Here is a 15873-nt window from a genome sequence, read left to right as displayed (position 1 = left end):
TGTAATATATTGCGAATATTCTAATTGCTCCATAAATTTTAAGGTTAAAATAACGTAATTTTAGATATTTTTCGCAAAATCTTTTAAATCTTAAATAGTGGTTGAAATCTGCCTTGGGGGGGGGGTATAGTTGCAAGAACTGTGGCTGCAATTAAGAGAGGTTTTGCAGTGCTGTGTAGTTTCTGATTTTGTAATGATGACTACACAAATTTTGAGAGTTTGAACTTAACGAAGGTGATTAGAGATGTTTCCGCAGCGTCGTCGTAACAGTCTTTCTAAGATTATGCGCGTAATTTGCGGTTTCACGTCCTGCGTGCTGACTCTAGCAACTCTCGCGATTGTGCCTATCACTCCGTCGAGTGCTTCAACCGAAGAAACAACGCCTAAGACCTCAGAGCGTGCTGAGATTAAGGGTAATCAAGAGCTTAAGAATAAAGACGAACATAAGTCTGATAAAAAAGCTGAGCAGCAACCTGTTAGTAATCTTGAACAACATACTTCCGCAACGGCTAATACAAATCCTAAGAACGAAGTTTCCAATAAAGATAAAGAAGCTGATCAAAACAGTAAAAATAAAAAAGCTAAAAACGCTGCTGAAGCCGCGCAAACTGGTTCGAACGGTGACAGAAGTTCTACCAACACTACCGAAAACGGAGCGCAATTCTATAATCCTGAGTATTTACGTACTCTGAATATTGTTGCTGGAAATCTTTCTACAAGTGCAAACAATAAGTCGGGCGCTCCTAGGAGTAAGCCAATTCACGGCAATAGGAAAATTAAGCGTGGATATCTTCCTGTTGGTACGCGGTTTGAAATTAAGCCAGATGCAAATGATAAAGAAGACGCGTACGAGTGGGCTAATTTTGAAGGCGAGCAATGCGCTGTAGCCAATGATGCGTCAGCCAATAATAAACAGTGCAAGGAAACGAAAGCTATTCCATCCGATAATTCAAAAAGTTATGGCGTTATAACTTTCCGTCCAAATAGGTGGACTAAAGCAGGTCGTTACAAAGTGCATGTAATTGTGCACTATCCAGATGGAAAATCTACTTCCGATGATGCAAATGCTGGAAATAGCAAAGGTGGTAAGCCTTCGCCTGTTTATGCAAATGTAGTTGTTACGCGATTTGATCCTCACGATAGTGATTTACAACTTTCAATAATTAGCAAAGACAAAGAAGATTTGAAATATGGACAATCTGATAACTCAGATTTAGTGTTATTGGCTGGTCAAGAGGTTAAGAAAACCACTTTTGATGCTTCTGCGCATTTTGGCATAGGCAATATTAATCAGCGTGTGATTTGCTATAAGAAAGATAAGAATGGAAATCCTGTTGATGGAAAATACGAGTCTGGTGGAATTAACGGGCTTGAATTAAAACAAGATACTAACGTAACAGTTTGGAAGCATGCCAGTTACGATCAGCAAAAGAAGTGCTTTGATGATCCTGCTAATGGCTGCAAGATGGATGATTTACTTTATGACGATTACGTGTACAACGAGTATGTTAAAACACATCCGAATTTTGAACCTAAGCGAGTAAATGAGCGTACAGTAGGACAGTTTAAGGGAACTGTAAAGAAAACCGGTGATTTTGTGTGCAAAGTTTATGCTTTAAGAAATTCTGTTAAAGATGACGGCGCGCAAGACAAGCAAGATGATGCTTTAGTAAAGAAGTTTGATCAAATAGCTGCAGAAAAACACAATAAGATTGATGAAATTGATTCTGCGCTAAAGTCAGAAAATTTGTTTAAGTCAAGTAAAGGCATTACTTGGGAAGCTAAGACTTTGAACATTACTGTTCGCAAAATGTCTTACTATTATCAGCCTAATTATGGTGATGGAATTAATACTCTTCCAGGTCAATATGCGACTTCTATTGTGCCGCTTAACCAGTGCGGAGTTGGCGAAAATTGCAGTAAGAAGTTAGCTAGAACTCGTAATCTTCCTGACGGAACTTGGTTTGAAATAAAGCCATATAAAAATGATTCTGAGCATCCAGTTCCTGATTGGGCCTCATTTATTGATGAAGATAACATTGATCAAAGTAACAAACCTACCAAAGCTGGGAGTGAAGTCGGAGAAGATAGTAGTGATGCTTCCGGTGCAGTGTACGGAAAAATTACTGTAAGAATGAGCACTTGGATTAAAACAGGGCATTACAATGTGCCAGTGGTTGCGCATTATCCTGATGGCTCCTCTTCAGAGGATGAAGATTCTAGTAACGAAGGTAAGCCTATCTATTTGAAAGTCTCGGTCAATAATTCTCCACGGATTAATAATGATGATTTAAAGTTACGTGTGACGACCGAAAAAGCTTCTGCTGATGGTGAGTCTGACTCGCAAAACGACGATTATGGTGATGTAGATCCAGACCAGGGCATCACAATGATGCGCGGAATGCGATTTTTGAATCCGTATATTGATGCGTGGTCATTGCGTGAAGTGGGTAAGAAAATTTCGCTGAAAGTTTTGTGCACTAAGGTTAGCAAAGATAGCAAAGCTAGCAAAGACGGCTCTGTTAACGCTAATAGCTCTAGTGGTGTGGGTGTTTGGTCTAGTAGCGTTAATGGCTTGACTGCTCCTACGGAGAATCAAATTCATAATTGGGATCATATTAAAACTGTTGCTGAACTTGAAAAGTGCAAGAATAATTCAGCTTCGTGTGATGCAAGTCGTACCCTATTTAGACGAGACGTTGAAGCTAGCGATTGGGATGAAGAAAATCCATTCTATGCAGTCGAACGCACGGATTCGATTATTGGCGGTGCGCCTAAAGAAACGGGCGATTATCAATGCGTTGTGTATGCGTTGAAGCCGAATGCGCTTGCTGCTTATACAAATAAAGTGGGTAGCGCAACTTCCGTACAAAATGGCGATACTCTTCTTAACGGCGTCGCTGGTCTCGAAAAAGGCAAGGACTGGACGATGACCGCGGTCAAAATTCACGTTGTTGAGCCTTTTAAACTGCCAAAGACGGGATTCGCCGGCTGGAACATGATTCTTAGCGTTGCTACAACGATTTTCACAAGTCTTATGGTTCTTGCGTTTGCTCTCGACCAAACACAGTGGGGGCGCGCATTTATGAAAAATTTTGTATACCAAAATTCTGCTCAAAAGGTCAGTGAAATAGCTGTTCAAAAGGGCACTGAAGTATCTGCTCGCAAGGGCACTGAAATAAAGGAGAAGAAATGAATAATTTCACAAAACGATGCGTCGCCGCATTCGCCTCGCTCGCAATGGCTGGGACGCTGTGCGCGGCGGGGGCTGTGACAGTGTCCAGCGTTGCGTGGGCTAGCAAGCCTGCTGTAAATACTGCAGATGATAATACCGGTGATAAACCATCCCAAGCTGTGCAAAAGGGAGATGCGCCATGGGCGCTTAATGATACCGATAAGGCAAAGACTTATTCCCTCACTATTTTCAAGTGGCAGGACGAGCTTGATAAGAGCGGCAAGCAGAAGAAGTCAACTCCTGTTCCTGGTGCTGAATTCACTGTAAAAAAGGTGACGCAAATCGACGGTAAGGATATCGATTTAACCAAGTACGCAGATTGGGTTAAGGTCGCCAGTAAGATTGATGGTCTTAATAAAGGCACTGCTACTGGAATAACCACTGAAAACGGTAATGGTACTAAGAAGAATACTTCTGGTACTGATCAAGGCACAAAAAAGGGTGTTGCGAAGTTCGATCTTGGAATCGGTCTGTACCAAGTTCAAGAAACGACAGTTCCAAAGGGCTTCTCCGCTGCCGAATCCAAGCCATTCTATATGACAATCCCAAGAATTGAAAAGGATAAGGATGGCAACGTAGTCTACAACTATGCTCCATACGCGGATCCAAAGAACAAGGATTTGAGCAATAGCGTTAAGAAGACTGCAGATCTTTCCAAGACTGTTGGTGCTGGCGATAAGATTTCCTACACCATTAGCGCTGAGTTTGACAAGATGAAGGAGAAGGCTGAGGCTGGACAAACTACTGCTGACCTTAAAGCTGACGATTTTAACGGTTATTCTGTAGTCGATCTCGCTCCTGATAAGGCTTTTGTTTATCCTACTGACATTACTAGCGTAGTTACAAAGGTACAACTTGGAATCGGCGAAGCACCTGTAAAGAGTGATACGACGCTTACTGCTAATACTGACTACACGGTTACTAAAGCTAAAGATCAAATTGCTGCTACAACCACTGACGTTGCTCGCGATAAGATTATTATCTCATTCACTAAAACCGGTAGGGATGCGCTTGCTACAGCTGCAAACAACAATGCTGGCAATGTAGTAAAGGTGTTTGTTACTTTAGAGTTCACTCTTGCTGATTCAACGACTCTTGGCAACAACACCGTTATTAACAAGGGTGGCTTAATTCCTTCGCACGAGGGTAAGACCCCAGACGTTGTTGAAGGTAAAAAGTACAAGGAAGTGAAGTTCTCAAAGTTCAAGATTAAGAAGGTTTCTTCTACAGATCAAAGTGCTCTTGAGGGTGGAAAGTTTGTGATATTTGCTAATAAAGCCGATGCACAAGCTTGCGCTACAGCAGTTAAAACAAATACTGATGTAGAGTCTAAGTGTGGTGCTAGTAGTCCGCGCTCAGCTTTTGGAGAAAAAACATCAGCAAAAGATACTGGTTTGACTGAAGAATATTCTGTAAAGCGTGATGAAGATTTCTACATCGTGGAAACTGCTGCTCCAGCTGGATATATTCGCAATCCTGATGTTGTTACAACTAGCGCAACTGACGGTGATGTAACATATACATTCCAGAATCTTCCTACCAAGGATAAAGGCTTCTGGTTCAACCTTCCAAAGACTGGTGCTGCTGGCGTAATCATCTTCGCAGTTATTGGCATGTGCTTCGTTGGCGCTGGATTCTTTGTGTACATGCGTCGTCGCAAGAAGGAAGAGGAGCAGGCTAAGCTCCGCGCTTAGTTAATCCCTTTCTTTAAGCATTAACGAAAATGGGGAGTCGGGCGCGCGTTAACTAACGCTTTCCCGGCTCCTTTTATTAGTGGAGGAATCATGAAGCTAGCTGATTTTGCAGAGTCTGCTCGCGCGCTATTTAAGCGGCTGACTCGTATGCGCGCTAATAAGTCCTCCAAAAGTGCGCATGATTCCGCAAGCTCTGAAATCACTGCATCTTCCGAAAATACTGAATCTGCGCAATCTCCATCATCGCAAGAGCAGTCTTCCCTAAAACCAATGTCCCCACTTCGCAAGCTGGCTGAGCCGATTGCGCTTGTTGCTATTGGCATTTTGTGTTTCAGCTATCCTGTGGTTTCTACTTTGGTCAACAATCATGCTGCCAAGGAACTCTCAATCGAGTACGACAAATTAAATAAGGAAAAGCCTAAAGAAAATCGCGCGGAAATTTTGCGAAAAGCGCGTGAATACAACGCTCGCCACAAAGCAATTATTAGCGCGGACCCGTATAACGGCAATAACGATTACATGGACACTCCCGAGTATAAAGAGTACGAAAAAGTGCTTAGCGAGCCGATGGGGATTATGGGCATCGTGAAAATACCAAAAATCGGCGTGAGACTGCCAATTTATCACGGAACCACTCAAGATACTCTCGCAATGGGCGCGGGGCATTTGTATGGCACGGATTTGCCGGTGGGCGGCAAAAGCAGGCACACGGTTGTGACGGCGCATACGGGTATGCCGGATGCCACGATGTTTGACGATTTAAACACGCTGAAAAAAGGTGACTACTTCTATTTTGATGTGCAAGGCAAAACTCTTCGGTACAAAGTGTTTCGCATAAATGTGGTGGAGCCGAACGATATTCGCTTGCTGCGGCGCGAGAAGGGGCGCGACTTGGCGACGCTGATTACGTGTACGCCGTACGGAATTAACACGCACAGGCTGCTCGTGACGGGGTATCGTGTGCTGCCGGATCCTGCCAACGTGCCGGGCGACCATATGCAGTGGCCGCTGTGGATGACGCTGTTTGTGATATCGATGGTGATGTCTGCGGTGTTGATGGCGATGATGCTGGTTGCGTCGTTGCAAAAGAAGAATGGTGTGAGTAGTGTGCAAGGCAGGCATTTGCTGGCGGTTTCGCGCAAAATGCTGCGTAAGTTGCGCAAACGACCTGCCTGAGCGAATATCGTCGCGCGCTTGCGTGGTTTTTGGCTGGCGGGTTTCTTGTGTGGCTGTGATTGTCGTGAATTTCTTTTGCTGTGGAGCGAGTTTTTGGGGATTTCTCTCCTCGCAAGTTCCCGTCCTTCGTCGCTCTGGCTGTTAAAGACGATTATTGTGTTCGCCTTTCTTTAAAGAATGTTGCTTCCTCAGTCCTCTTTTATTGCTCGTAAAGAAATCCCCCAAACTCTGCGTGTTTAATCGTTAATAACCGTGCTCATCGCAGAGATTTTTCGATTTTTCTTCTTCGCTTGGCGAATCAGCAGCCTGCGGCTCTGACGTTCGCCGCGCTCAGTGCGAAAAATCTCAAATCTCACCGCACGAATATTTGTTCCGACCAAGCAACACCCACCCTCACTACTAGTAAAACCGCTAGTGTTTTGTGGTACGGTAGGAGTGCCTGGTGTAGTGTGTGCAACAGCACGGACGCTAGTGTTCTTTAAGCAATAAATACTCAACGTCTGCAGAGCATTGATGCAAAGCTTCTTTACTCGTCAGATTGTGCTTTCTTAAGATAATAAAGAAAGCACAATCGTGTGCGCGCTTGCGCGTAAAGCCCACTGGGCTTTACGCATTATGCAAGCGCTACCGCATTAGTGTATCGAGAAGCGCACTGTGCTGCTTCTCGATACTCTAATGCGACACGCCGGCTTGCGTACGCTCTCATTCTGAGTATAGTAGTTACTCGGTTCGCGAAACGAGCCAAGATAACCAACGCCCCTTTAGCTCAGTTGGTTAGAGCAGCTGACTCTTAATCAGCGTGTCCAGGGTTCGAATCCCTGAGGGGGCACAAGCAAAACCCAAGCTTCACCGCTTGGGTTTTTTCGTATCTAATCCCTCCGTCACGCATATGCAGCAGCGCGCGTTTGTCCTTCTTTGCAGTCAAGCTGGAAACATGACCTCGTCAAATATGATGCCGCAATTATTCCAGGATGATGCCCATCTTGAACAGCCGCAACCGTCGCAACAACTGCTGCTAAATTTAGCACAGTCGCAGTCGCAACAAGTTCAGTCGCAGCCGCAACCGCTTACTCCGCAGCAAGCTCAGCCGCGCCAGCTCCCTTTAAAAGCTGCCGACACGACTGCCGAAAACCCGTGGCCTGTTGCAATCTTAAGCCAAAAGTTCCACAGTGCAGTAGAACGGTGGCCAGCAGCGTGGATTGAGGGTCAAATCGTCGAAATTAACATGCGCCGCGCATCTTCCGGCTACATCACCCTTCGCGACAGCAACGAAGAAGTGTCGATTTCAGTAATGGGCTTCAGCAATTTCGTGCAGCAGGCGCGCGAACTTCGCCAGGGCGACCGCGTAGTCGTTCACGGAAAGGCGGATATTTGGGTGAAAGCCACGCGTTTGAGCTTCGTTGCAGACGAAATCCGCCGCGTCGGTGCAGGCGACTTAAAAGCGCAAATTGACGAGTTGCGAAAAAAGCTTAAAGGCGAAGGCCTGTTTGACGCGGAGAATAAGGTGTCGCTGCCGGAATTTCCTAAGTGCATCGGTCTCGTGTGTGCTCCTCAAGCTCGCGCAGAGGGCGATGTTATTACTAACGTGAATTTGCGCTGGCCTGTTACGCGTTTTAAAGTTGTTCACGCGCACGTGCAGGGCGTGCAGTGCCCGGCGGATATTATTGCCGCAATCAAGCAGCTCGATGCAGACCCAGAGGTTGATGTTATTATCGTTGCCCGCGGCGGCGGTAGCTTTGAGGATTTGATTGGTTTTTCGGATGAAGGCGTGGTTCGGGCTACTGCTGCGTGCGTGACGCCGATTGTGTCTGCAATCGGCCACGAGGACGATTGGACGCTGATTGATTTGGCTGCAGACATGCGCGCTTCGACTCCTACGGATGCTGCAAAACGCGTTGTTCCGGACGTGCGCGAGCAGTGGCAGCTTATTGATAACGCGTTGCAAACTATGCGCATGCGAATTTCTGCGCGCGTTGACAATGAGCTTCGCCTCGTTGAAGGTTATGCGAATCGCCCGAGCCTTACGCGCCCGAGCACTATGCTTGAACCGCACGAGCGCTTGGTTGAGCAGGCTGTTGAGCGAATGCGTCACGGTTTGGTGCGACTTCTTGACGATGCGAGCTTGACTGTTGAGAAGGCTCACGCGAGCTTGACTGCGTTAAGTCCGCAATCGACTTTGAATCGCGGGTACGCTGTTGTGCAGCTCAGCGGTGGGCGAGTGCTTGACGACGCGGATTTAGTGAAAGTTGGCGACGATATGACAGTTACGCTTAAAAGTGGCGTGGTACTTGGCAAGGTGACTGGTACTAAGGTAGCTGGAACAAAAGTAGCTGCCGGAAAGTCAGCTGGTATGCAGAAGTCTGAAACAAAGTCTGCTGCCGTAAAGTCGGCTGCCGGAAAGTCAGCTGACGTAAAGTCAAGTAAGTAATTTTTTAGATATTTTAAATATTTTAGATATAACGAAAGGTTAGATATGAGCGAGAAAGTAACGAAAAAAGCGGAAGAAGTAGCGGCAGAAAGTAACGAAAGTGCAGAATTTGCAAGCACTCTTACGAAAGAAGAGCGCGCTGCGATTGAGGCGATGCCGTACGAAGAAGCTCGCGAAAAGCTGGTTCAGGCGGTTCAAGCGTTGGAAGCTGGCGGTTTGACGCTTGACCAGTCCATGCGTCAGTGGGAGATTGGCGAGGCGTTGGCAAAGCGCGCGCAGGGTTTGCTTGCCACTGTTCGCGCTAAGTTGGACGCGGCACAAGCGGAGCAGTCGGCAACGGCGGCTACAGCTGGTACGCAATCGAATCTTGAATCTTGAGCGCGTAACCGACTTTTTCTTTACGCGCCTGTAAAGTTTTTGCCGTTTTGTCGCCTTAATCCGACCGAAACTTTACATGGTTGCACAGTTTCTGCCGTTTTATTGCCTTAATCCGACCGAAACTTTACGTCGCTGCACAGTTTCTGCCGTTTTTTCGCGCGCAAACGACTTTTTCTTTACGCGCCTGTAAAGTTTCTGCCGTTCCGATCAGTCGCCTAGCCTAAATTGTTGCTCGCATAATTGTGCGCGAATCACGCCATGGTGTATAATTGCCATTTGTTGCCTCGGTAGCTCAGTGGATAGAGCACCACTCTCCTAAAGTGGGTGTCGTCAGTTCGATTCTGATCCGGGGCACTTTTATTACTTGTTTGCTTTTGCTATATCTCTTAGAACAAGTTGGACTGTTTTAGTATCTCCATCTTCTAGTGCAATAGCAAGATATTCATCAATTGCTTCCTGTGTGTCTAAGTATTTACTTGCGTCAAACGTTGAAAAACTAACCTTGTCCATCTTATTGTTCCTCGTGTAATTGTCCTGTCAATTTATATTAGCAAAGTTGCCAATGTTAGGGGATAGTGTTAGATTATTTCTAACTTAAGCGATGATCCGTTATCGGCGGGGAGTTTTCGGAAGAACGGCGAGTGTTTGTAAGATTCTCGCTTATTAGAACCGACGGGGTTGGCCCGTACAGCCAAACACGAGAGGCTATAAGAATAGTTCGATTGCGTCGCGTATCTGCGTCGCATATTCGCGTTGCGCACTTGCGCACTTGCGTTACGTAATCATCTTATAGCAAGCGAGGTGGTACCGCGGCAGTAACTGTCGTCCTCGCAGGGAAATATTCACCCTGTTGAGCGAGGAGAGCACAGTGAGCGAATCCACTAATCCAGCAGCAAACGCGTCCGAAAATACGTCCGAAAATACGTCCGCAAATACGTCCGCAAATCACGTATATCCAAAGGTAAGTGTTTCTGCATCAACGCAAGAAAACGCCGGCGCGCAAGTTGCACCAAATCCTTCTTTCCCAAAGCTTGAAGAGTCAGTTCTCCAATACTGGGATGCAAACAACACTTTCCGCAAGTCAATCGAATATCGCCCGTCCGGCAAGGGTAGCCAGAACGAGTTCGTGTTTTTCGACGGCCCTCCATTCGCAAACGGTCTTCCTCACTACGGCCACTTGCTCACAGGCTACGCAAAAGACGTCGTTCCGCGCTATCAGACTATGCGCGGTCGCAAAGTAAACCGCGTTTTTGGTTGGGACACTCACGGTCTTCCTGCAGAGTTGGAAGCGCAGAAGGAACTCGGCATCGAGTCAGTTGAGCAAATCGAAAAAATGGGCATCGCAAAGTTCAACGATGCTTGCCGTGCCAGCGTTTTGAAGTATACGAATGAGTGGCAAAACTACGTGCATCGTCAGGCTCGCTGGGTTGATTTCGAGCGCGGCTACAAGACGCTGAACATTCCATACATGGAATCCGTAATGTGGGCATTTAAGCAGCTTTATGATAAGGGCTTGGCTTACAAGGGTTACCGCGTGCTTCCGTACTGCCCGAAGGACCAAACTCCACTTTCAGCGCACGAGCTTCGCATGGATGCGGACGTTTACCAGAATCGTCAGGACACCACTGTTTCCGTCGCTGTTAAGCTTCGCGACGAAGCCGACGCTTACGCAGTCTTCTGGACTACTACTCCTTGGACTGTGCCAACCAACTTCGCAATCGTAGTTGGCGCAGACATCGACTACGTGGAAGTTCGCCCAACTGAAGGCAAGTTCGCAGGCAAAAAGTTCTACATCGGTAAGCCTTTGCTTGGCTCCTACACTAAGGAACTTGGCGAAAATTACGAAGTTGTGCGCGAACTTAAGGGCGCGCAGATGGCTGGTTGGCGCTACTACCCAGTATTCCCATACTTTGCAAGCGAATCTGCACTCGCAGAGGGTGGCACTCCTGGTCCTAACGCTTTTACGATTTTCACTGCAGATTATGTTGACACCGCTGAAGGTACTGGCCTTGTTCACCAGGCTCCTTACGGCGAGGACGATATGAACACGCTTAACGCGCACGAAATTCGCAGCGTTGACGTGCTCGACGCAGGCTGCAAGTTTACAAGCGACTGCCCAGATTACGAAGGCTTGTACGTTTTCGACGCGAACTTGCCAATTTTGCGTAACTTGCGTGCAGGAGACGGCCCGCTTGCTCAAATGCCGGAAGATCAGCGCGCGTTGCTATTCCAAGAAAAAAGCTACGTGCACAGCTATCCTCATTGCTGGCGTTGCGCAACTCCGCTTATTTATAAGCCTGTTTCTAGCTGGTTTGTGTCTGTTACGAAGATTAAGAAGCGCTTGCTTGAGCTTAATCAGGAGATTAATTGGATTCCTGGAAACGTTAAGGACGGCCAGTTTGGTAAGTGGCTTTCTAACGCTCGCGACTGGTCGATTAGCCGTAACCGCTTCTGGGGCTCGCCAATTCCAGTGTGGGTGAGTGACGATCCAAAGTATCCTCGCGTAGACGTGTACGGCTCTTTGGAAGAACTTAAGGCTGATTTTGGCGACTATCCGCGCGACGACGACGGCAATGTGAATATGCACCGCCCGTATATCGATCGCCTTACTCGTCCAAATCCAGATGATCCTACCGGAAAGTCGCAAATGCACCGTATTACGGACGTTCTCGACTGCTGGTTTGAGTCCGGTTCCATGCCTTTCGCGCAATTCCATTATCCGTTTGAAAATAAGGAATTCTTCGAAGAGCACTTCCCATGCGATTACATCGTTGAATACATTGGTCAGACTCGCGGTTGGTTCTACACACTTCACATTATGGCTACGGCTCTATTCGACCGCCCGGCTTATAAGAACGTGATTTGCCACGGCATTGTGCTTGGTTCCGACGGCCAGAAGATGAGTAAGCATTTGCGTAATTACCCGGATGTTAACGGCGTTTTCAACGAATACGGTTCTGACGCAATGCGCTGGTTCCTCATGTCTTCGCCAATTTTGCGCGGTGGCAATTTGATTGTGACTGCAGACGGCATTAGGGATACTGTTCGTCAGGTTATGCTTCCAGTTTGGAGCTCGTATTACTTCTTCACGCTGTATGCGAACGCTGCAAACGGTGGTAAGGGCTACGATGCTCGTCGCCTTCGCGCGGACGAGGTTGCAGGACTTTGCAATATGGATCGCTACTTGCTTGCTCGCACGCGTTTGCTTGTTGAACGCGTAGAAAAGTGCTTGAATGAGTTTGCGATTAGCGATGCTTGCGCGGCAGTTGGCGATTTTATTGACGTGCTTACGAATTGGTATATCCGCGGCAGCCGTGACCGCTTCTGGAATGAAGACGAGACTGCTTTCAACACGCTTTACACTGTGTTGGAAGTGTTCATGCGTACGATTGCTCCTCTTGCTCCTATGGAAGCTGAGGCTGTGTGGCGCGGTCTTACCGGTGGCGAATCCGTGCATTTGGCTGATTGGCCTTATTTGGTTGAGCCTGAGACTCTTTCGGATGGTGAGCCAAATCCTAAGGCTGGCGAAGTCACTGAGCTTGGCGCTGTTCTTGCGCACGACGATGCTTTGGTTGCTGCTATGGATAAGGTTCGCGAGGTTGTGTCTTCTGCGCTTTCGTTGCGTAAGGCGGAACAGTTGCGTGTGCGCCAGCCGTTAGCAAACTTGACTGTTGTTGCAGAAAATACTGCTGCTGTAGAGCCTTACGAGCAGGTTCTTGAGCGTGAGCTTAACGTGAAGAATGTTACATTCTGCACTTTGCAGGATGCAAGTGAACACGGTTTGAAGATTGTTCACGAGCTTAAGGTGAACGCGCGCGCGGCTGGTCCTCGTTTGGGTAAGCAAGTGCAGTTTGCTATTAAGTCTTCTAAGAGTGGTGATTGGCATGTTGACGGCTCTGGCGCTCCTGTTGTTCAGACTCCAAACGGCGAAGTTGCGCTTGTTGAGGGCGAGTATGAGCTTGTAAATCGCGTTGAGTCTTCGGATGCTCAAGCGGCTCAAAATACGGCTTCTGCTGCAATGCCAACTGGCGGTTTCGTTATGCTTGACACTGCTTTGACTAGCGATTTGCTTGCTGAAGGTTATGCTCGCGATGCTATTCGCGCTGTTCAAGATGCGCGCAAGGAGAACGGTTTGGATATTAGTGACCGAATCGCTTTGACTTTGAGCGTGCCAGCTCCGGACGTTGCTAAAGTTGAGCAGTTCCGTGATTTGATTGCGGAGGAGACTTTGGCTACGAGCTTCGAGGTTGTTGAGGCTGATTCTAGCGCAACTGATCTTAGCGTAACTGTTAAGCGCGCGTAAAACACAACTAACAGCTAGCTAACTAAACAAAACGTGCCGGTGTATTTCAATAATACGTCGGCACGTTTCTGTTATTGCTGCGCTATATATGTTGAGGCTCGCCATTACGATAGTAAGCGTTTTTAGGAGGTAGTTTATGGCATTGTCGGCAGCAATTGGCGTTTTTGATTCGGGGCTTGGGGGAATTTCCGTAGCTCGTCAGTTGCATGCTGCTCTTCCGCATGAGCGAATTGTTTATTTCGGCGACTCTGCTAACGCGCCATACGGCATTAAAACTCCTGAAGAAGTTAAAAAGTTAAGCTTTGCAATTGTCGAGCATTTTGTTCGTCTAAATGTAAAAGCTGTCGTAATTGCTTGTAATACCGCCACTTCCGCAGCTGTGAACGATTTGCGCGCGCATTACAATATACCTATCATAGGTATGGAGCCGGCGCTTAAATTAGCTTGCGATTTAGGCAAAGGTGAGTCTCAGCGCGTAATCGTAGCTGCAACTCCGCTTACTCTTCGCGAGCGCAAGTTTGCGGATTTGCTGCAACGTTTTTCGCAAAATAACACGATTTTTTCGCAGCCTTGTCCTGATTTAGTGCGTATTGTTGAGCGTGGGGAGCTTAATGATCGTGATGTAGTTTTTGCTGCTCTTCACAAGTATTTCGACGAGTATGATTTAGACAGTATTGATTCGGTTGTGCTGGGTTGTACTCATTTTGTGTTTTATAGGGATTATTTCCGCGAGTTTTTGCCTGCGCGCACGAATATTGTTGACGGCAACGAAGGAACTATTAATCATTTGCGCAAAATATTGGAACTTAATAATGAGCTTGCAAGCGATTCTCAAGAAGGCAGCATAACTCTTACTAATTCGGATACAAGCTTGCGCATGCAGCAACTTGCGAAGAGCTTGTGCTGTTAAAATCTTGCGCTAAAAATCGCTCTTATTCAGCCAAAAAATACTTTAGAATATTGGCACAAAATCAAAGTAAGCAATGCCGCAATCCAAAGCACGTCTATTAGCAAGTCGTATCGCAAACGGTAGTAGCTTTCAACCAAGCTAAAACGCTTAACAAGCAACTTTTGCGAACTTACGCTTGCATGAGTCAACGATATAAATTGCATTGTTGTGGAGAACATAAGCATAATGCACCACGGGCACAACGCGTGAATTACGAACATAGATTGCGAAAACAGCCAGTAAGCATAAACAAGCGCGCATAATCCGCCAAGCCAAGTGCAAATTGCGAACCATCGCGGCACGCGTACGCGAATCATTCCAATAACTGCGAGCGTTACGAATACGCTTTCTGCAGCAATTCCAAAGAATGCGTTTGGGAAGCTTAATTCGCCAAATTTCACAATTTCTGCCTGCCAAGTTTGCGCAACTCTAGAGCAGGATACTACGCTGTTGAAGTCGCAGCTGAGCAGCTTATTAGGTTCGCGCGCTAAAGCAAGGGTTTCAGCAGAAAGTATAAGCGAAGTTACGAGTGCTACCGCAGAGAAAAATAGCATAATGCCATACGTCCATACTGCAGAGTGCCTCCATCCGCTAAGTGTTGTTTCATAGTCTTCTTTAGCGGCGTTAGTTTGCTCCATTGCTGCTCCTAAAAGTTACTAATTGCGAATGATGTGAATAATAATAAATAATAGCAAATAATTATGTGTGCATATTCATTTCTCGTTACATGGCACAGTTTACGATGATTATATGACCGCAATAAGCAACAACCAACACGACGCATCAAATCATGCTAGCGATAGCAACTCCAGCATGATGAATTTTGCGCGCGAACGCTGGGATTTGCACTGTCATACTGTTTATTCAGACGGTACTGCAACTCCAGAAGATTTAATTACGCAAGCTAAAATCGTTGGTTTGCAAGGTGTTGCTATTACTGACCACGACACAACTGCAGGATGGCATGATTTTCAAGAGGCTGCTAAAGCTTCGAATGTGCCAGTATTATTTGGTTCGGAGATTACTGCGCAAGACTCAGGCGTGTTTGTGCACATGCTCGCATACCAGTACAATCCGCAAAATAGCATGATTGTGAGCATGTTTGAGCTTACTAGGAAGCGTCGTTTTGATCGCACAAAGCATATGGTTGAATGTATGTCACGCGATTTTCCAATTACTTGGGATGACGTTTTAGCTCAAGCGAAGCTCGGTGACTTAACTACAATCGGGCGGCCGCATATCGCTGATGCTTTAGTAAAAGCTGGCGTGTACAAAACGCGTTCTGAGGCTTTTGCTGGGCCTATTTCTCCGTGTAGCCCGTACTATATACCAACTCCTTCTCCAAATGTTTGTGAAGTTATTGAGGCTGTTAAAGATGCTGGGGGAGTTGTTGTTATTGCGCATCCTGCTGATCCTACGCGTAACCGCGTGCTTCTTTCGGACGATCAAATTATATCGTTTGTTAAAGCTGGTCTTGACGGTTTAGAAGTGTATCATCGCGGAAATTCTAAAGCACAGCGTGAAAGACTGCTTTCTTTAGCGAGTAAGTGCGATTTGCTTGTGACGGGCGGCTCGGATTGGCATGGCTATGGTAAGCCAAATCGTTTGGGCGAAGAAACAACAAGCCGCGAAGTAGTATCGGAAATACTATTGCGCGGCTATAAGCTTTAAAATGTTGCTGTAGAGTTTCTGCCGTTTTTAGCGAAATTC

At 46.7% G+C, this 15873-nt stretch carries 10 protein-coding genes and 2 tRNA genes; 10 read left to right on the top strand and 2 right to left on the bottom strand.

Annotation, left to right across the window (positions count from 1 at the left end):
- Window positions 1-244: 244 nt before the first annotated feature.
- The 7 genes from HXT43_RS04095 to HXT43_RS04065 all read left to right on the top strand — a co-directional run bounded on the left by HXT43_RS04095 (window position 245) and on the right by HXT43_RS04065 (window position 9265).
- Complete coding sequence (locus HXT43_RS04095) at window positions 245-3196, top strand: hypothetical protein (protein ID WP_421780921.1); 2952 nt, start codon at window positions 245-247, stop codon at window positions 3194-3196.
- Window positions 3193-4929, top strand: coding sequence for a SpaH/EbpB family LPXTG-anchored major pilin (locus HXT43_RS04090; protein WP_421780919.1), 1737 nt, complete (start codon window positions 3193-3195; stop codon window positions 4927-4929). The genes HXT43_RS04095 and HXT43_RS04090 overlap by 4 nt, the downstream gene beginning before the upstream one ends.
- Before the next feature lie 90 nt (window positions 4930-5019).
- Entirely contained in the window at window positions 5020-6105 is a 1086-nt protein-coding gene (locus tag HXT43_RS04085) for a class C sortase (protein WP_410295129.1), read from the top strand.
- A 755-nt stretch (window positions 6106-6860) separates the two neighbouring features.
- Window positions 6861-6934 (top strand) — tRNA-Lys (locus HXT43_RS04080).
- A gap of 120 nt (window positions 6935-7054) precedes the next feature.
- The gene (gene xseA / locus HXT43_RS04075) at window positions 7055-8533 is read left to right on the top strand and encodes an exodeoxyribonuclease VII large subunit (protein ID WP_421781104.1); all 1479 of its coding nucleotides are present in this window, start codon (window positions 7055-7057) and stop codon (window positions 8531-8533) included.
- A gap of 45 nt (window positions 8534-8578) precedes the next feature.
- Window positions 8579-8911, top strand: a complete 333-nt coding sequence (locus HXT43_RS04070; protein ID WP_004573891.1) for an exodeoxyribonuclease VII small subunit — start codon at window positions 8579-8581, stop codon at window positions 8909-8911.
- Window positions 8912-9192: 281 nt separating this feature from the next.
- Window positions 9193-9265, top strand: a tRNA-Arg gene (locus tag HXT43_RS04065).
- 6 nt (window positions 9266-9271) lie between these two features.
- Here the strand turns inward: HXT43_RS04065 and HXT43_RS04060 are convergent.
- Complete coding sequence (locus HXT43_RS04060) at window positions 9272-9421, bottom strand: DNA-binding protein (RefSeq protein ID WP_004105159.1); 150 nt, start codon at window positions 9419-9421, stop codon at window positions 9272-9274.
- 358 nt (window positions 9422-9779) lie between these two features.
- Here HXT43_RS04060 and ileS point away from each other — a divergent pair, with 358 nt between their 5' ends.
- Both ileS and murI read left to right on the top strand, forming a co-directional pair.
- Entirely contained in the window at window positions 9780-13214 is a 3435-nt protein-coding gene (gene ileS, locus HXT43_RS04055; protein WP_174143511.1) for a mupirocin-resistant isoleucine--tRNA ligase, read from the top strand.
- Window positions 13215-13350: 136 nt separating this feature from the next.
- Window positions 13351-14124, top strand: a complete 774-nt coding sequence (murI, locus tag HXT43_RS04050) for a glutamate racemase (RefSeq protein ID WP_004105157.1) — start codon at window positions 13351-13353, stop codon at window positions 14122-14124.
- A 26-nt stretch (window positions 14125-14150) separates the two neighbouring features.
- On the opposite strand, the gene HXT43_RS04045 is transcribed toward murI, so the two are convergent.
- Window positions 14151-14801, bottom strand: coding sequence for a vitamin K epoxide reductase family protein (locus tag HXT43_RS04045; RefSeq protein ID WP_004105156.1), 651 nt, complete (start codon window positions 14799-14801; stop codon window positions 14151-14153).
- Window positions 14802-14913: 112 nt separating this feature from the next.
- Between HXT43_RS04045 and HXT43_RS04040 the strand changes: the two genes are divergently transcribed.
- A complete protein-coding gene (locus HXT43_RS04040; protein ID WP_174143512.1) occupies window positions 14914-15834 on the top strand; it encodes a PHP domain-containing protein in 921 nt (306 codons plus the stop codon).
- The last annotated feature ends 39 nt before the right edge of the window (window positions 15835-15873 follow it).

Source organism: Gardnerella sp. DNF01195, from assembly GCF_049244175.1.
GTDB lineage: Bacteria > Actinomycetota > Actinomycetes > Actinomycetales > Bifidobacteriaceae > Bifidobacterium > Bifidobacterium leopoldii.
Note: the sequence above shows the minus strand (reverse complement) of the source record. Positions and strands in the feature narration are given on the sequence as shown.